This window comes from Prevotella sp. HMSC073D09, assembly GCF_001814145.1.
Taxonomy (GTDB): Bacteria; Bacteroidota; Bacteroidia; order Bacteroidales; family Bacteroidaceae; genus Prevotella; species Prevotella conceptionensis.
The window spans coordinates 79,540-96,889 of record NZ_KV815128.1 but is presented as its reverse complement, the minus strand read 5'-3'; the positions used below and the strand labels follow the sequence as shown (position 1 = coordinate 96,889).

Genomic DNA, 17,350 nt, shown 5'->3' with positions numbered 1-17,350 from the left:
AAAACGCACTGCGTTTAGCGGCATATTGCATTGCATTTAGCAGCATATTGCACTATATTTAGCGGAAAATAGCCCCAAATGGGTGTAAATGGCGGTTATCTTAAATAAAAATTCATTTTGCCTGCATCGCATGTTGGCCCCTTTTTGCATCCAAACAAACCCTCGCGAGAATCGATTATTTGCGGCCTGGTTGGAGTTTGGTGGATAAAAAGGCACTCATAATGTTAAAATTTATTCTTAAAAGAAGACAAGGGCTGAGGGGTTAATGGGGCAAGTTGTCAACAAGTGGGCCAGCTTATTAAACCCTTACTAAGGGCTTAACAATCTCTATGCGCATGCCTAGCGCAGTAATCATGTTATAGAACTTGGCCGCACTGGGTATAATGTCTCCACTCTCAACTCGCGAAATGTAGGATTTACTGGCGTGTATGCGCTTAGCCAATTCTGCTTGTGTTACTTTTGCCTCTTTTCGCGCGTCTAAGAGTAGCTGTCCTGTATAAAAAGCGTATGCCTCTTCATCAAATTTTTCGCGTTCTGCAGTGCCTGGTTTGCCAAACTCGCGCTCTATCTCTTTACTGATGCTCGTTATCATTTTTTCTTTTGTACTCATAGTAATCCTCCATTATTTTAATTGCTCTGTCTATTTCTGTTCTTGGCGTTTTCTGGGTTTTCTTTTGGAAGCCATTGAACAATACAACAATTCGATTGTTGTCGAAAATAAAAAAGATGCGGTAGATATTGCTCTCGTATTTAATTCTTAATTCATACAAACCTCTCAATAGGTGTTTGATGAATTTTATCGGAAGTCTGTCTTCTCTTTCTAGTAGTGAGAGGACATAAAGCACCTTTCGCCGCTCTTTGTCATGCAGCGTTGCCATAAAGTCTTTATAATAACTGCCAAAGGCAACGATTTCTCTTCTCATCGACATTGTATTTAATGCTACAAAGATACGGAAAAGTTTTAATATGTTGAAACTTTTTCGTTATTTCCTTCCTGTTTTGTGCGAACAATCTAATTGCGATAGGTAAGCTTGTTAGCTATGGCGGCAGGTCTATATGAGTTGCTACAAGCGTACGCTCAACAAGAGCGTTTGTTGTATAACGTTTGGCAAAGGCATATAGTTTGTGCCCGTTACTGGCTCAACCTAAACACCCGTGTGGCGTGCGGACGAACCTTTGTTGTAAAGCTATGCTCAACGGCAGAAAGCTTTTCGCCCGTCCATAAGTCACGGCATTGATAGCGTTTGTTGGCATCGAGGGCGGGTATTTGGGTGAAGTGGAAAGTGGCTTCAAGCGGTTTGCCCGACATGTTGGTAACAGAGAGGGCCACATCGCCATTCTCCAAATCTTTGGCAAACATCACAAGGCTGTCTGCATCTGATATTAAGTCGGCCTGTTGCCCCATTCGGTCTTGGTTAAGGGCAATAAGGTGGCGATTGGTTAGTATCTTCAAGTCTTCTTTTGTCACAGTGTTGGCACGTGGATCAAAGGATAATGCCATGGGCGACGACCACATGCACCACAGCGCAAACTGCGTGGCGTACTCGTCTTGTGTCATGCCTGGCGTGCCAAAACATAAGTCGTTCGATGATTTTCCCTTGCCATGCAGTCCCGTACAAAGCATGTCTGCATCGTTAAATCGGTTTACACCTGCATATTGCGCGATGTTTTTCATAGCCATGATGCTTTCTACCACGCCCGTTCCGCCAGGCTCGCAAGTCCATCTGTCGCGCACATCCGCACTAACGCGCCAGCAACTACCGCCCGACTCTGCGCCCCAAAGCCACGGCTTTCTGTCGCCCCACTCGCAGATGTAGTGCGTAATGGGGCGTGCAACGGCTTTGAAAGCATCGCCCAAACGGCGGTAACGCACAATGGCAGTGTCTTGTTCGGGCGGCGCATTGCAGTAGTCGCACTTCACAATATCCACGTTCCATTGGGCATATTGCTCGGCATCTATCCGCTCATAGCCATACGAACCAAATGCACCTGCACAAGTTTTGTCGGCTGCATCGGTGTAAAGTCCAAACTTCATGCCCTTGCCGTGCACGTAATCAGCAACAGGTCGCAGGCTGTTAGGAAAGCGTTTGGGGTCGGGTAGCGGCTTTCCGTCGTCTGCACGCTTACGTGCTTGCCATAAGTCGTCCATCATGATGGTGTTCCAACCAGCCTCAAACAGTCCGTTTGCTTTGAACATGTCGGCCACGCTCTTAACAATAGCCTCGGAAACATCGCCTTCTACCGAGTTCCACGACAGCCATCCCATGAAAGGAAGGGGCATGGCCAACTTGTCAGACACGATAAGCTTGATTTGTTCTTCGCTTACCTGCCCGTTTATGCTAGAAGTTACGGTGTAGGTGTATGTGCCAGGTGCTTTTACCTTGCCTTCAACCAAGTTGCGGCGAGCGTTCCATTGCAGTCCGCTAGGTAATCCCTTAACCCCGATGACGGCATCGGCGTGTATTGATTTTATTTTCTGCATGAAACGCACATCGGGTTGCGAGAAAACGCTTTTGGCGCAACGCAAACCGTTGTCGGCAGCGGCTACGAGTGGCATGAGTAGCAAAAGAAACGTGGAGATGGGACTTTTCATATTTGCATATATACTTACTATATGTGTGCAAAGATAGCTAAAAAGGACTGGATGGGCAGGCCTTTACAGGTCGTCTTCGATGGCTGTGCTTTTGGCGTATGCCGTGCTTTTGGCCTCGAAGAAGTCGGTTTTTACCATGTTGGCGTTGGCGTATTGGGCCACCCAGCGCATGTTTTCGGGCTCTTCGATGTTGTCTTCAAACAAATTGCCGAAACCAAGACTACGCCAGCGCATGTTGCCAAGGTAACGAATGTAGTCGTTTACCATCTGTGCGTTAAGTCCTTGCACCTCGTTGCCAATAACATATTGGCCCCATGCAATCTCTTGGCGCACTCCTTCGCGCATCATTTCTTCGTAAAGTTTCACCTTTTCGGGCGTAAAGTATTCGGGTTCTTCTTTCTTCATCTCGTGAATGATGTTGCGGAAGAGCCACAGGTGCGTGTTCTCGTCGCGGTTGATGTAGCGTATTTCTTGCGCCGAACCCGACATTTTGCCGTTGCGCGCCAAGTTGTAGAAGAACATAAAGCCGCTATAAAAGTAGATGCCTTCGAGAATATAGTTGGCCATGAGCGTCTTCATGAGCGATGCTTTGTCGTTGTTGGCGTAGAACTCGTTGTAGCAATCGCCGATGAAAGTGTTGCGGCGAAGTAGGTGTTCGTCGGTTTTCCACTGGTAGAGAATGTCGTTTCGCTCTTCGGGCGAGCAGATGGTGTCGAGCATGTAGCTGTAACTCTGGCTGTGAACGCACTCTTGAAAGGCCTGAATGTGCAGGCAAAGGTTTACCTCGTTGGCCGTGATAAACTCGGTTAGCGAGGGCAAGTTGGCACTTTGCAGCGAGTCGAGAAACACCAAAAAGCTCAATATCTTGTCGTAAGCCTTGCGTTCGGCAGGCGGCAACAGCGGATAGTCTTTGGTGTCTTGGGTAAGATTAATCTCTTCTGGAATCCAAAAGTTGTTCATTGCTTGCCTATACCAGTCGCTAGCCCACGTGTAGCGCATGTTGTTAAAGTCGTTTAGATTGGTGGTATTGCCTCCAATCATGCGCCTTAGTCGCAAGTCGGTATCTCCTTGTGGGTTAAACAAGGCGTTCTTTTTTAGCTTATTGTCCATTTGTGCTGTGTTGAGTTTCGTTTGTGTATGTAGTGTTGTTGGTTACGATGCGCAGCTTTCGCATTCTTCCACTTCTAGCGATTTACTTCGTACGTAGTAGATGGTTTTCACCCCACTTTGCCATGCCAAGAGGTAAAGGTCGAGCAACTGTCGCATGGTGTAGTTGTTGGTGATGTAGAGATTAACGCTTTGCGCTTGGTCAATATGGCGTTGGCGTATGCCCGATGCGCGCATGCTCCATGCTTGATTGGTTTGGTATGCGCCCTTGTAGAGCCAGAAAGTGCGGTCGGATAGTGCCGGGGCCACACGTGGTAGCATGGCGCCTTTCTTCTCTTCCAAGAAGAAACGCTGCATAACGGGGTCTAGTCCTGCCGTGGTTGCGGCTACAATGCTGGTGCTACTTGTGGGGGCGATGGCCAGTAGGTAGGCGTTGCGCATTCCTTGCTCCTTTACGCGTTGAGCCGTTTGCTGCCATTGGGGCGAGTTGTAGTTGCGCTTTTCGAAGTAAGCGCCCGTTTGCCAGTCGCTTCCCTCGAAGTAAGCGTAAGCGCCTTTCTCTTTGGCCAAGGAAGAACTGGCCTCGATAGCGGCGCGGTTGATGCGTTCGAACACTTGATCTACAAATTGCAAGTGTTCTTCGCTCTCCCATTTAATGCCTCTCAGGGCTAATGCGTGGTGATATCCGCTTACACCCAGGCCAATGCTGCGATAGCGGTGGTTGGTGATTTGGGCGTATGGCACGGGGTAGAAGTTCAGGTCGATAACATTGTCGAGTGCACGCACAACAGTCGCTACTATATCGTTGAGATAGTCCTCGTTTTCTAACGGCAAGTTGCCAAGCGAAAGGCTAGCCAAGTTGCAAACCACGAAGTCGCCCGGCTTAACCGTACGTACCACCACGGTATCGCCGTCTTTGGTCAGCACTTCATTGCTCACCTCTTCGATGGCCTTCATGTTTTGGGCAATCTCTGTGCAGAGATTAGAACAATAGATGATGCCGTTGTGACCGTTGGGGTTGGCTCGGTTAACGATGTCGCGGTTGAAAGTGAAGGGCGTTCCTGTTTCAACAGCCGAACGGAGAACAAGACGGATAACGTCTTTAATGGTCATCGTTCGGCGCGAAAGGCGTTTGTCGGCCACGCATTCGTGGTATTTCTCCTCCCATGCCTCGCCGTAGAAGTCTTCTAGCGAGTAACCGCGCGTAGTTAGAACTTCGTTGGGGCAGAACATGTGCCAATCCTGATTGAGGTCTTGTTGCGCCATTCGCCAAAACAAGTCGGGGTAACACACGGCTGGGAAGATGTCGTGCGCTTTCATTCGGTCGTCGCCGTTGTTGGTGCGTAATTGTAGAAATTCGGGCAGGTCTTTGTGCCAAACATCTAGGTAAACGGCCACTGCGCCTTGGCGAACGCCCAATTGGTCTACGGCCACAGCGGTGTCGTTCACCAACTTCATCCACCTAACCACACCACCTGCGGCACCTTTAAAACCGCGAATGCGTCCGCCCGCGGCCCTTACCTTGCCGAAGTAAAGGCCCATGCCACCGCCAAACTTGCTCACTTGGGCAAAGTTGTCGATGCTGCGGTAGATTCCTTCAAGACTATCGGGCACGGTGTCGATGAAACAGCTTGACAACTGATGGAAAGGCTTACGCGCATTGGCTAGGGTGGGTGTGGCCATAGTTACTTCCAGACGGCTAAGCATGTCGTAGAACTTTTTCACCCAATGCAGTCGGTTTTCGCCTTCGTTCATGGCCAGATGTAGGGCAATGCCGAGGAACATTTCTTGCACGCTTTCAACGGGTTTGTGCGCAAACGACCTGATAACATAACGTTTGATAAGGAGGTCGAGCCCCGAATAGTTGAGCAGCTTGTTGCGTTCTTCGTCGATAAACGATGCCGCCTGTTGCAGTTCGCTCTCGGTATAAGCATCGACAATGTAAGTTCCGTAGAGGTTCTGACTGGCCAAATGGCGCACCTTTTGGGCAAAAGATTGTATGTCTTCTGCTTGTTCGAACGTTTCTAGGTCGCGTTGCAGGCGATAGCTAAGCAGTCGAGCCGCGATAAATTCCCAATTAGGAGCCTCGGCCGAAGTAAGTTCCACGGCGGCTTTTATCAAGGCCGACAGCTTGTCGCGCCCGTTCATGTCGGCCTTAACAAAGCCCATGAACTTCTCGGCGAGTGCTGCAATGGGGTACAACTCTGGCTCGAAGTCGGCCGCGATGCCTTTCAACACGGGCGCAATTTCGGTTTGTTGCAGGGTGTTGGCAATCCTATTGAGGTATTTTCGCTGTTCGGTTCGCTGCCAACGAAACAGAATATAGCTCTTAGCCTCGGCATAAAAGCCGCGTTGCATAAGGCTCCGTTCCACCTCGTCCTGAATACATTCAACGTTTTGTTTTGCCGGATGGGTTATGATAACTTGCTCAACGGCGATAGCTACGTTGTGTATTTCGTCTTCCACGATGGGTCGCCCTGTGCTGATAAAACTCTTTTTGATGGCCGTGGCAATCTTTTCCCTGTCGAAGGGAGCCACCGAACCATTTCTCTTGGTTATGTCCATGAGATAACTTTGACTTGCTTATTGATTTAAAAAACGTTTCGTGGCGTTCCCTATTCCCACGAGTGGAACGGCACTTTTGACGAACGGGCAGGTCTTCTGACTTTGTTCTAATTCTCTTCGCCTTCCCAATTCGGTTCGCCAAACCATGCGATTGGACCGAAACAGTGGCTTATGTAACAGCGTTATCTAAAAAGCATGCTTGCGCTGACACTGCATGTTTAGTGGCTTTTTAGATACCGCCTCTGGAAGAAAACCGTAAAGAACTTACAGCTGCGGGACAGTCGGAGAGTTGCACCCCGTTCCCTTTTAATCGCCTAGCACTGGGCCCTGGCAAACCAATTCGGGCACAAAGGTACTCATTTTACCGCAAAGGGCGAAACATTTGTTGGGCGTTATGTGGGGCGAAAATGTGTTTTGGTGGCGGATAAGGCTTTTCGGAAATTAATGTTTACCTTTGTACCAACAAACAATAGAAAAAGAATTATCATCATGATGGAAATAGGAACAAAGGCTCCCGATGTGTTGGGGCGCGACGAGAACGGCAACGAAGTACGCCTAAGCGACTTTAAAGGTAAGAAATTGGTGCTGTATTTCTACCCCAAAGACCTCACTTCGGGCTGCACTACGCAGGCTTGTAACCTGCGCGACAACTATGCCGAACTGCAAAAACAGGGCTATGCTGTGGTTGGTGTGAGCATAAACGACGAGAAATCGCATAAGAAATTCATCGAGAAAAACGACTTGCCGTTTCCGCTCATAGCAGATACCGAGCATAAATTGGTGGAGGAATTTGGCGTTTGGGGCGAGAAAAGCATGTATGGCCGCAAGTATTTCGGCACGTTCCGCACCACGTTCGTCATCAACGAAGAGGGTGTGATAACCCGTATTATGCAGCCCAAGGAGATTAAGGTAAAGGAACACGCACAGCAGATATTGGGTGAGTAAAGGCACCTAAGGTTACAAACTAAACGTGTTTTTTTTGCAACAACGAGAGCCATCCGTAGTGGATGCTCTCGTTGTTGCTTTTTTATAAGGATGCCAAAGCCATGAAAGAAGATGGTGCTCTTTGTTGTTTTGCCGCAAACTTTTTTCGAAAGTGGCGATAAAACAAACTTTATTGTCGTTTTGTATGCAGGATATTTGCTACCTTTGAACATTGGTTTAAAACAATCTAACGATGGAAATAATTCGTAAAGAGGATTTTAAGACGAGTGTGTGGAGTGGTGGACTTACTCGCGAAGTATGTATCTTACCCGCTGTGGGGAGTAGTTTGCAAGACCGTAACTTCGACTTGCGCGTTTCGTCGGCCGTTATTCATGTTACGGAAAGTACGTTTTCAGACTTCACGGGCTTTACGCGCCATATCCTTTGTCTTGATGGCAACATCGCGCTTTGTGTGGATGGGCAAGTCGTGACGTTGTCTGACGAGTGCCTTTTTGAGTTTGATGGAGCAGCACATGTTACCTCGGTGAACTCTCAAGGGGCGGTAGACTTGAACGTGATACATAAAATAGGAACGCGTGTATGCGCGCGCGTAGAGCGTGGCGAACATGTGTTTGCTAGTGTTGAACGCATGTTGGTGTTTGCCATTGGCAGCCAAACCACCTTGAATGGTACTCCTCTTCGGCAGCATGATGCAGCATGGGTTGGTGGTGATGTGCATGTTTCGGGGCACGTGTTGTGTGTGGAGGTGGGATAAATTGGCCTTACCTCCAACTAGCTACTACCGGCCTCACCCCCAGCTACTGCCGGCCTTATCCCCAACTACTACCGGCCTCACCCCCAACCCCTCTCCAAAGGGAGAGGGGAGTAATATGCCTTGTTGTATTTGTAGTATGGGTGTAAGTATCACATAACTTAATAAACTTAACAACCAATAGACCTAAACTAAACACGCAACCTTATGAATTTACCAACCAGTAAACTAGCCAACTCGTCGACTCATGGGCTCATCAACTTACAAGCTCAATGACTCATAAGCTCACAAACTCATCAAACTTGCAAATTCACCAACTAATCAACTCACCAACTAATCAACTCACCAATTCACCAACTCATCAACTAATCAGCTCAACAGCTCATCAACTTACAAGCTCAAAAACTCACAAACTCATCAAATCACAAATTCGCAAACCCATCAACTCATGCGTTTGTCTACTCACATGCTCATTAACTCATCAATCCGCAAACTTAAACTCACCAACTAATCAACTAATCAACTCACCAACTCGTCAACTCATCAAACTAACCAACTCATCACTCTTGTCAACTCGTTAACTTGTTAACTCGTCAACTAACCAACTTAAAAACTTAAATTCTTTTTTTTTTTGTTTTACAATATCGCTCTATTTTTCACTCCGTTCTAGCGAAAATACAGGTTAAAAAGTGGGTAATTTGGCACTATTTCTAGTCTCTCGCGACTTTAGTTTTGTCTATTTTTAGGAGCAGAACCTGCATTTTGCACCATTTTACCTTTCTAGTTTGGTTGCCAACTCATTATTTTTTATGCTTAAATATCCGCTTTTAGCCCCTAACCCCCCCACTTTTTAACGGCTATTTTTACCCTTTTTAGCCATGTTTTTCATGGTTCTAAAAGGGTTTGTTTATACCATTGCAGTGAATGTTTATGCTTTTCGTCTCACATTTAGCAGCTTTTTGCGGTGCATTTAGCACCACTTTACCTTGCATTTAGCATCAAAACGTACTGCGTTTAGCACAAAAACGCACTGCATTTAGCACCAAAACGCACTGTGTTTTGCTGCAAATGGCCCAGAATCTGGTGCAAATGGCGTTCGTTTTTAATAAAAATTCATTTTGCCTGCATTTACAAGTAAGCCCTTTTTGCACCAAAAACAATCTTCGCGAGAATCGATTTTTTGCGCCAAGGTGGGCGATTGGTGGACAAAAAGGGCAGTAATAATGTTAAATTTCTTGCCGAAAGTTGGACAAAGGCAATTGCCCCATGTACGCGCGTGTGGCCAACGGCACGGAAAGTAAGTATGCTTTCGACCGCCAGCGCGAGCGGTTGCAGAGCTGTTCGGGTTCTCAAATGTCAGCGAAAACATTCGTAACATTTTGCTTTTGAAGTTCTCTAAAGACAGATTGAAGTCTCTGCAATCCCCATACGCTTAAAAAAATCGTTGTTGATTGTCAGCAGGTTGCCAGGTATGAAGCTTTCTTGTAGAGGGGGCTTTGCCAAGGTTTCAGGTTGGGGTCTAATAACCGATTGGATTTAAAAACGGCTAGCTGCACACTGCAAGCAATCTTAGCCCAATAAAAGCAAACAGACATCCTCGTTGTGGAGGATGCCTGTTTCGTTGTGATAGGGTAGGTTCCTAAGGGGACTGTCTGCTAGTTAACTAGCGAACCTGCCAGCCTGTAAACTCGTTAATCTTGTTGATTTGTAAACTCGTCAGCAGTGTTAACTCGTGAACTTGTAAACTCATCAACTCGCTAATTGGCTGAGATGTCAATTGTTTTTCCCCTTTCTACTTAATCTTCTACTGCTGCTTGTGCGGCTGCCAAGCGTGCGATGGGCACACGGAAGGGCGAGCAGCTAACGTAGTTGAGGCCTACGCGATGGCAGAACTTCACCGATTCGGGTTCGCCGCCGTGCTCTCCGCAGATGCCGCAGATTAGTTCGGGACGTGTGGAACGACCTTTCTTCACACCCATGTCGATGAGTTGGCCAACACCTTTCTGGTCGAGAACCTGGAAGGGGTCTACCTTCAAAATCTTCTTCTCCAGGTAAACGGGCAAGAAACTGGCGATGTCGTCGCGGCTGTAACCGAAGGTCATCTGTGTTAGGTCGTTCGTTCCGAAGCTGAAATACTCGGCTCTTTTGGCGATGTTTTCGGCAACCAAGGCTGCGCGGGGCACCTCAATCATGGTTCCAACGTGGAAGTCAACCTCCATACCTTCTTCTTCGAAGAGTTTCTTAGCCGTGTTGCGGATAACCTTTTCCTGTTGGTCGAACTCGTGAACAACACCAATGAGCGGTACCATGATTTCGGGACGCGGGTCGTATCCTTCCTTCTTCAGCTGGATGGCTGCACCAAGAATGGCACGTGTTTGCATGGCCGTGATTTCGGGATAAGTGTTGCCCAGACGGCAACCGCGATGTCCCAGCATGGGGTTATGCTCGCTTAGTGAGTTTACGCGGCGTTGAATTTCTTGCACAGACACGCCCATGTCTGCCGCCATTACTTGCTGACCTTCCAAGTCGTGTGGCACAAATTCGTGCAAAGGCGGGTCGAGTAGGCGCACGTTTACGGGGTATCCGTTCATCGATTTGAGTATGCCGTAGAAGTCTTGGCGTTGGAAGGGCAGCAGTTTTGTCAGTGCTTTTTCACGTCCCTCGGTGCTGTCGGCGAGTATCATCTCGCGCATGGCCTTGATTTTCTCATTCTCGAAGAACATGTGTTCGGTGCGGCATAGGCCAATTCCCACTGCTCCGAAGTTTCTTGCCACTTGTGCATCGTGTGGGGTGTCGGCATTGGTACGCACAACCAGCTTGGTGTACTTGTTGCAAAGCTCCATCAGGTCGGCCAAGTCGCCCGTCACTTTGGCGGGTTGTGTAGTAACTTGGCCCAGATACACTTCGCCTGTGCTTCCGTTTAACGATATGTAATCGCCTTCGTGCAACAGCACACCGTCTATTTCGAGCGTACGCTCCTTATAGTTGATGTTGATGGCACCGGCACCCGATACGCAGCACTTACCCATGCCGCGGGCAACAACGGCAGCGTGCGAAGTCATGCCGCCGCGTGCGGTGAGAATGCCCTCGGCTGCTGACATGCCGGCGAGGTCTTCGGGCGACGTTTCTATGCGGACCATGATAACCTGGTGCCCTTCCTCGTGCCAGCGTGCGGCATCGTCGGCAAAGAACACCACCTGTCCGCAAGCTGCGCCGGGCGATGCTGGCAAACCGCGGGTAAGAACCTTAGCTTGCTTTTGTGCAGCCTTGTCGAATACGGGGTGCAGCAGTTCGTCTAGCTTGTTGGGCTCGCAACGTTTCAAGGCCGTCTTCTCGTCAATCTCGCCTTCGCGCAGCAAATCCATTGCAATTTTCACCATTGCCGTACCCGTACGTTTTCCGTTACGCGTTTGCAAGAACCACAGCTTGCCGTCTTGTACGGTGAACTCCATGTCTTGCATGTCGTGATAGTGGCGTTCCAGCTTTTCTTGAATGGCGTTAAGCTGAGCGTAAATCTCCGGCATGTTCTCTTCCATAGAGGGATATTGGCTTGCGCGCACATCTTCGTCGATGAGCTGTTGTGCCGCCCAACGCAACGAACCCTCCTTCGTAATTTGTTGTGGCGTGCGGATTCCGGCCACCACATCCTCGCCTTGTGCGTTAACGAGATATTCTCCGTTGAAGAGGTTCTCGCCTGTTGCGGCGTCGCGGCTGAAACAAACGCCCGTTGCCGAAGTGTTGCCCATATTTCCGAACACCATCGCTTGCACGTTAACGGCCGTTCCCCATTCGGCGGGGATGCCTTCCATCTTGCGGTAGAGTATGGCGCGCTCGTTCATCCAGCTGTCGAACACGGCGCAGATGGCGCCCCACAGTTGTTCCATCGGGTCGGTGGGGAAATCTTTTCCCGTTTGTCTCTTAATGGCCTGCTTAAACAATACAACGAGCTTTTTGAGTTCGTCAACGGTCATTTCGTTGTCTAGCTTGATGCCGCGTTCGGCCTTCACTTGCTGTATAATCTCTTCGAAGGGGTCGATGTCTTCCTTATTGGTGGGTTTCATTCCCAGTACCACATCGCCGTACATCTGTACGAAACGGCGGTAGCTGTCGTAAGCGAAACGCTCGTTGCCCGACTTTTCTGCCAATCCTTTGGCCACTTCGTCGTTCAGTCCGAGGTTCAGGATGGTGTCCATCATGCCAGGCATAGAGGCGCGCGCACCCGAACGAACCGACACGAGCAACGGATTTTTCACGTCGCCAAACTTGCAGTTCATCAAGTTTTCAATGTGATTGACAGCCTTTTCAACTTCGCCTTTAAGCAGAGATACGACCTTTTCTTTCCCTTTTTCGAAGTATTCGTTACAAACATCTGTGGTGATGGTGAACCCCGGAGGCACGGGAACGCCGATAAGATTCATTTCAGCCAAGTTGGCTCCTTTACCACCTAGCAGATTTCTCATGTCTGCTTTACCCTCGGCAACGCCATTGCCGAAGGTGTAAACTCTTTTTTCACTCATTGAATTAGAACGTATAATGTTTTCTGTTTTTACCTTTTGCAAATATAGATAAATATTATTGATTTACAAAACTTTCAGCTCCGATTTTGTAAATTGTACATGACAAAAGTGCCTGTTATCGTAAACAGCGAGCAAAATATTCGGATATTTTGAAGGAAATATGTATCTTTGCAGGTGTGTAGCGCAAGTTCGGGCGCAACGCCGACGTTGCGTGCGATGGGCTTTTGTGAAGAAAAGGGCGGAAAGTGGGCCTGTTTCTTCCCTCACGGTGCGTGTGCGTTGCACCTTATTATATATATGGCAAGAAAGAGAAAAGAGTTTCCGATATTGGAGAACGTCACCATTACAGACGTGGCGGCAGAAGGAAAGGCGTTGGCGAGGGTCAACGACATGGTTGTTTTCGTACCCTTCGCGGTGCCAGGCGACGTGGTAGACCTCAAAATAAGAAAGAAGAAACACAGCTATTGCGAGGCCGAGGTGGTGCGTTTCGTGAAGTATAGCGACGTGCGCGTTGAGCCTGTGTGCCAACATTTCGGCGTGTGCGGCGGCTGCAAATGGCAAAACCTGCCCTACGAAGAGCAGTTGCGGGCCAAGCAGCAGCAGGTGTACGACCAGCTTTCGCGTATCTCGCACGTGCAACTTCCCACGTTCCATCCCATCATGGGCTCGCAGTTAACCCTGCATTATCGCAATAAATTGGAGTTCGGATGCTCTAACAAGCGTTGGCTAACCCGAGAACAAGTGGCATCGGGAGAAACTTTCGACACCATGAACGCCATCGGTTTCCACATCACAGGGGCGTTCGATAAGATACTCCCCATCGAGAAGTGCTGGCTGATGGACGACCTGCAAAACCAAATACGAAACGAGATAAGGGACTATGCGCTGGGAAAAAACATCACTTTCTTCGACCTTCGACAGCAAAAAGGACTGCTGCGCGATGTGATGATACGCAATAGCGACACGGGAGAATGGATGGTGTTGGTGCAGTTTCACTTTGAAACAGCTGACGACCCACAAACGGCCGACGCCCTACTTGCCCACGTGGCCGAACGTTTTCCGCAGATAACATCGCTGCTTTGGGTAGACAACCAAAAGTGTAACGACACATTTGCCGACCTGCCCGTGCACGTTTTCAAGGGCAACGACCATATATTCGAGGTGATGGAAGACCTCCGTTTCAAGGTAGGACCAAAGAGTTTCTACCAAACCAACACCCAACAAGCTTACCACCTCTACGAAGTGGCGCGCCGCTTTGCCAACTTGAGCGGTACAGAAATTGTTTACGACTTGTACACGGGCACGGGAACAATCGCCAACTTTGTGGCCCGACAGGCCAAGAAAGTGGTGGGTGTGGAGTATGTACCCGAGGCAATAGCAGATGCCAAAGTGAATAGCGAGCTGAACGGAATAGGCAACACCACTTTCTATGCAGGCGATATGAAGGACATTCTGAACGATGAGTTTATCGCCAACAACGGACAGCCCGACGTTATTATTACCGATCCACCGCGCGCAGGCATGCACGCCGATGTTATCGAAACCATTATCCGAGCCAATCCCCAACGCATTGTGTACGTAAGCTGCAATCCTGCAACGCAAGCGCGCGACCTCATTGCGCTAGACGAACGCTATGCGGTGACGGCCGTACAACCCGTAGACATGTTCCCGCACACGCCTCACGTAGAGAACGTTGTGCTGCTGGAACGCCGCGCATAACAATCCAACCATAAACAAGCCTATACAATAACTATTAACAAGATACTCATGAAACAAAAGGCAATGCTTGCGCTGCTCTTGGCGGCAACAACGCTACAAGCCAGCGCACAAAGCGGCGATACACCGCCGGAAGAGAAAAAGCTTACCTTGGTGAGCAACCTCAAACTTAGCGGATACATGATATCGCAGTACCAATGGGCCGACCAGAAAGGGGCGGAGAGCAACGGCTTTAACATCCGTATGGCGCGTCTTTCGTTAGAAGGACGTGTGCTTACCGACTTCTATTGGAAAGCCCAAGTGCAGTTTAACGGCAATACGGCCACCCTCGGCACATCGCCGCGCGTGGTAGATGTGTTTGCCGAATGGCAGAAGTATAAACCCTTCCGCGTAAAGCTGGGGCAATTTAAGCGGCCGTTCACTTTAGAAAATCCCATGCACCCCATCGACCAGGGCTTCATGTCGTTTGGGCAAAGCGTGCTGAAACTGTCGGGATTTAGCGACCGAACGGGCGAAGCCGCCAGCAATGGGCGCGACATCGGCTTGCAAATTCAGGGCGACTTGTTCCCCAACAGCAACGAAAGGCCGCTGGTTCACTATCAGGTGGGCGTGTTTAACGGGCAGGGCATCAACATGCGCGATGCCGATCAGCGTAAAGACGTTATTGGCGGACTATGGGTTATGCCCATTAAAGGCATGCGTTTGGGCGCGTTTGGGTGGACGGGCTCTTACACGCGAGTGGGAAATTACACGCTAGTAGACCCCGATACGCACGAGCCGATATTGGATGGGGCAGGACAAAAACAGGTGGTGAAAGGTAAACAAACGGTAGAAAAACGCCGCTTTGCCGTGAGTGGCGAGTATGTTACGAAGGGTTGGACCTTCCGCAGCGAGTACATTTACAGCAAAGGCTATGGCTTTAAGACCGTTCATAACACCAAAGCCGACCTGCAAGACGCCAACATCAATTACGAGGCAGGCGACAAAGCCTATGGCTTCTATGGCTTGGTTATTGCTCCAGTGGCCGATTTTAATGGGAAAAAGCTGCACGTAAAGGCACGTTTCGACCAATATTGCCCCAACGGAAAGCCCAGCACGGCCAAGACTTTATACGAACTGGGCATCGACTGCGAACTGTCGCGAATGCTCAAACTAAGTGCCGAATATGCGTTTGTGAACGATAAGGTACTGAAAACGACCAACTATAACCTCATCGACTTCCAACTGGGATTGAGGTTTTAAGAGCTGTTGCAGGTTGATGTGAGGGGCTATTAGACCCATCAGCTGCATCATGCGGACGTCTTATTGACGTGTCAACATGTTTGTTTGTAAATTTGTAAGCTTGTCAACTAGTAAACTGGTTAACTCATCAACTAGCGAACTGGTTAACTTGTCAACTAGTAAACTGGTAAACTAGTTAACCTGTCAACTCGTTAACTCGTCAGCTCGTTACTTGTCAACTAGTGAACTCGTTAACTTGTCAACTAGTGAACTCTTTAACTTGTCAACTAGTGAACTGGTTAACTTGCCAACTAGTGAACTCGTTAACTCGTCAACTGATAAACTAGTAAGCTTGCAAGCTTGTTGAGTTGTCTACTTATACATAAAAATAGAATTAGGAAATGGATAGAGAAAAGAGAAATGGAGTTAGTGAAGAAGAGCGGATTAAACAACGCAACCTAAATTGGCCCAAGCGTCGGCGCATTATAGGTCGCGTGTTATTCGTTGTATTGAGCATTTTGGCCATTATTATTTTGGCCTTCGCCCTGTGGATACACGCGGTGGAATAGTGTAGGCCTTAACTGTTGCAAGGCGTTTGCGACAGCATCTTCTTCCTTACTGGGTCACCTGTTGGCCTGACATCGTGCTGGCGGTTTGTTAAAATCGGCTGGCTGATGCGCTTTTGTTCATACGCGCAGCGTCTTTTACGGCGTGTGTGCAAGGGTTGTCGTATGCCTTTCGCCTGCCCTTTTGTGCGTTCCGCTTGCCCAAGGTGGTTTATTTCAAACCGGGCATTAGCATTTTTTTCGGGTAACTATTCAGCAATAAGGCGTACATACTATTATTGATTACCAATAAGTTACACAAACAGACACATATAAATTCTGGTAAAGTAATGTCATTTCGAGCCTTTTTGCTACAATATTACGTTTATAAGTTCTTGATAATCAACGTTTATTATTGCAGAATGATTGCTTTTTCGAAATAAAACTGTAACGAAAGAGCACTTTTTCCACGAAGTTGTCTTGACTTTTTATGTTGCTATAAATTAAGGGGAGTTTGTTCTCTCTGTGATGCCAACACAAGATAAACACCCTTCTCACACACGAAGTACAGGATAAACCAACCCACCAATTCATCAACTTTATAGCCAAACAGAATTGCTTTTGGAAAATTGTTGTTAGCAGCTAGCAAGATGTGCATAGCATGGCATCAGCATACCCTTACGCAGGGGCAAAGGAACACTTTGGTTTGCTTACGGTGTGTCTATGGCCATCCTAATCCAATTCTGTTTGACTATATCAGCTCGTCAACTCAAAAGCTCCAAAAAAACACCAACCCATCAACTCAAAAACTCAAAACATCTCCAGCTCACCCACTTTCCATCCCATCCACTTAAAAACTTAAATTGTTGTCTTTTATTTTACAATAGCGCTCCAATTTTCGCTTCGTTCTAGCGAAAATACAGGCCATAAAGTAGGCAAATCGCCCCTATTTCTAGCCTTTCATACCTCCCGATATGTTCAGTTTTAAGAAAAAGACCTGCATTTTGTACCATTTAGCCTTTCTAGATTGGTTGAATGCTCGTAATTTTTTAAGCCCAATTGCACGCTTTTAGCCCCTAAAATCCAACTTTTTAACCACTATTATGCCCTTTTCGGTCATGTTTTTAATGTCTCTAAAAGGTTTTGTTTATACAATTGCTGTGGATATTTATGCTTTTTGTCTTGCATTTAGCACCATTTTGCCTTGTGTTTTGCACCAAAATGCAGTGCATTTTGCACCAAAACGCGGTGTGTTTTGCACCAAAACGCAGTGCATTTAGCACCAAAACGCATTGCATTTAGCACCAAAACGCAGTGTGTTTAGCGGCAAATAGCCCAAAATATGGTGCAGATGGCGTCTTTTTAAATAAAAATTCATTTCATCGTATTC

At 48.0% G+C, this 17,350-nt stretch carries 11 protein-coding genes and 1 riboswitch; of the genes, 5 read left to right on the top strand and 6 right to left on the bottom strand.

Translation table 11 applies throughout. The features are described 5' to 3' along the window. Window positions 1-298: 298 nt before the first annotated feature. The 5 genes from HMPREF2955_RS12790 to HMPREF2955_RS12770 form a co-directional block, all read right to left on the bottom strand. On the bottom strand, window positions 299-610 hold the full coding sequence (locus HMPREF2955_RS12790; RefSeq protein WP_070723834.1) for a helix-turn-helix domain-containing protein: 312 nt from the start codon (window positions 608-610) through the stop codon (window positions 299-301). Beyond that, window positions 573-923 carry a type II toxin-antitoxin system RelE/ParE family toxin gene (locus HMPREF2955_RS12785; RefSeq protein ID WP_070723833.1) on the bottom strand — a complete coding sequence of 117 codons (351 nt, stop codon included), beginning with the start codon at window positions 921-923 and terminating at the stop codon, window positions 573-575. The genes HMPREF2955_RS12790 and HMPREF2955_RS12785 overlap by 38 nt, the downstream gene beginning before the upstream one ends. Before the next feature lie 209 nt (window positions 924-1,132). Further along, window positions 1,133-2,593 carry an alpha-galactosidase gene (locus HMPREF2955_RS12780; RefSeq protein ID WP_070723832.1) on the bottom strand — a complete coding sequence of 487 codons (1,461 nt, stop codon included), beginning with the start codon at window positions 2,591-2,593 and terminating at the stop codon, window positions 1,133-1,135. Between the two features lie 63 nt (window positions 2,594-2,656). Beyond that, window positions 2,657-3,703, bottom strand: a complete 1,047-nt coding sequence (locus tag HMPREF2955_RS12775; RefSeq protein ID WP_070723831.1) for a ribonucleotide-diphosphate reductase subunit beta — start codon at window positions 3,701-3,703, stop codon at window positions 2,657-2,659. A gap of 42 nt (window positions 3,704-3,745) precedes the next feature. Beyond that, window positions 3,746-6,265 carry a ribonucleoside-diphosphate reductase subunit alpha gene (locus HMPREF2955_RS12770; RefSeq protein WP_070723830.1) on the bottom strand — a complete coding sequence of 840 codons (2,520 nt, stop codon included), beginning with the start codon at window positions 6,263-6,265 and terminating at the stop codon, window positions 3,746-3,748. Between the two features lie 68 nt (window positions 6,266-6,333). After that, window positions 6,334-6,620: riboswitch (cobalamin riboswitch) on the bottom strand. A gap of 137 nt (window positions 6,621-6,757) precedes the next feature. Between HMPREF2955_RS12770 and bcp the strand changes: the two genes are divergently transcribed. Beyond that, window positions 6,758-7,210, top strand: coding sequence for a thioredoxin-dependent thiol peroxidase (gene bcp, locus HMPREF2955_RS12765; protein ID WP_019186740.1), 453 nt, complete (start codon window positions 6,758-6,760; stop codon window positions 7,208-7,210). Between the two features lie 232 nt (window positions 7,211-7,442). Beyond that, window positions 7,443-7,964, top strand: coding sequence for a HutD family protein (locus HMPREF2955_RS12760; protein WP_070723829.1), 522 nt, complete (start codon window positions 7,443-7,445; stop codon window positions 7,962-7,964). Between the two features lie 1,793 nt (window positions 7,965-9,757). Here the strand turns inward: HMPREF2955_RS12760 and ppdK are convergent. Further along, a complete protein-coding gene (ppdK, locus tag HMPREF2955_RS12755; protein WP_070723850.1) occupies window positions 9,758-12,478 on the bottom strand; it encodes a pyruvate, phosphate dikinase in 2,721 nt (906 codons plus the stop codon). Between the two features lie 297 nt (window positions 12,479-12,775). On the opposite strand from ppdK, the gene rlmD reads away from it, so the two are divergent. The 3 genes from rlmD (at window position 12,776) to HMPREF2955_RS16355 (ending at window position 15,984) form a co-directional block, all read left to right on the top strand. After that, window positions 12,776-14,197: a 23S rRNA (uracil(1939)-C(5))-methyltransferase RlmD gene (gene rlmD, locus HMPREF2955_RS12750; protein ID WP_070723849.1), complete on the top strand. Its 1,422-nt coding sequence runs from the start codon at window positions 12,776-12,778 to the stop codon at window positions 14,195-14,197. Between the two features lie 48 nt (window positions 14,198-14,245). After that, complete coding sequence (locus tag HMPREF2955_RS12745) at window positions 14,246-15,436, top strand: porin (protein WP_070723828.1); 1,191 nt, start codon at window positions 14,246-14,248, stop codon at window positions 15,434-15,436. Window positions 15,437-15,816: 380 nt separating this feature from the next. Continuing rightward, window positions 15,817-15,984, top strand: coding sequence for a hypothetical protein (locus HMPREF2955_RS16355; RefSeq protein WP_019186745.1), 168 nt, complete (start codon window positions 15,817-15,819; stop codon window positions 15,982-15,984). Window positions 15,985-17,350: the final 1,366 nt, after the last annotated feature.

Coding starts and splice junctions, on each gene's coding strand:
- HMPREF2955_RS12790 (WP_070723834.1), bottom strand. CDS start 610: ATGAGTACAAAAGAAAAAATGATAACGAGCATCAGTAAAGAGATAGAG.
- HMPREF2955_RS12785 (WP_070723833.1), bottom strand. CDS start 923: ATGAGAAGAGAAATCGTTGCCTTTGGCAGTTATTATAAAGACTTTATG.
- HMPREF2955_RS12780 (WP_070723832.1), bottom strand. CDS start 2,593: ATGAAAAGTCCCATCTCCACGTTTCTTTTGCTACTCATGCCACTCGTA.
- HMPREF2955_RS12775 (WP_070723831.1), bottom strand. CDS start 3,703: ATGGACAATAAGCTAAAAAAGAACGCCTTGTTTAACCCACAAGGAGAT.
- HMPREF2955_RS12770 (WP_070723830.1), bottom strand. CDS start 6,265: ATGGACATAACCAAGAGAAATGGTTCGGTGGCTCCCTTCGACAGGGAA.
- bcp (WP_019186740.1), top strand. CDS start 6,758: ATGGAAATAGGAACAAAGGCTCCCGATGTGTTGGGGCGCGACGAGAAC.
- HMPREF2955_RS12760 (WP_070723829.1), top strand. CDS start 7,443: ATGGAAATAATTCGTAAAGAGGATTTTAAGACGAGTGTGTGGAGTGGT.
- ppdK (WP_070723850.1), bottom strand. CDS start 12,478: ATGAGTGAAAAAAGAGTTTACACCTTCGGCAATGGCGTTGCCGAGGGT.
- rlmD (WP_070723849.1), top strand. CDS start 12,776: ATGGCAAGAAAGAGAAAAGAGTTTCCGATATTGGAGAACGTCACCATT.
- HMPREF2955_RS12745 (WP_070723828.1), top strand. CDS start 14,246: ATGAAACAAAAGGCAATGCTTGCGCTGCTCTTGGCGGCAACAACGCTA.
- HMPREF2955_RS16355 (WP_019186745.1), top strand. CDS start 15,817: ATGGATAGAGAAAAGAGAAATGGAGTTAGTGAAGAAGAGCGGATTAAA.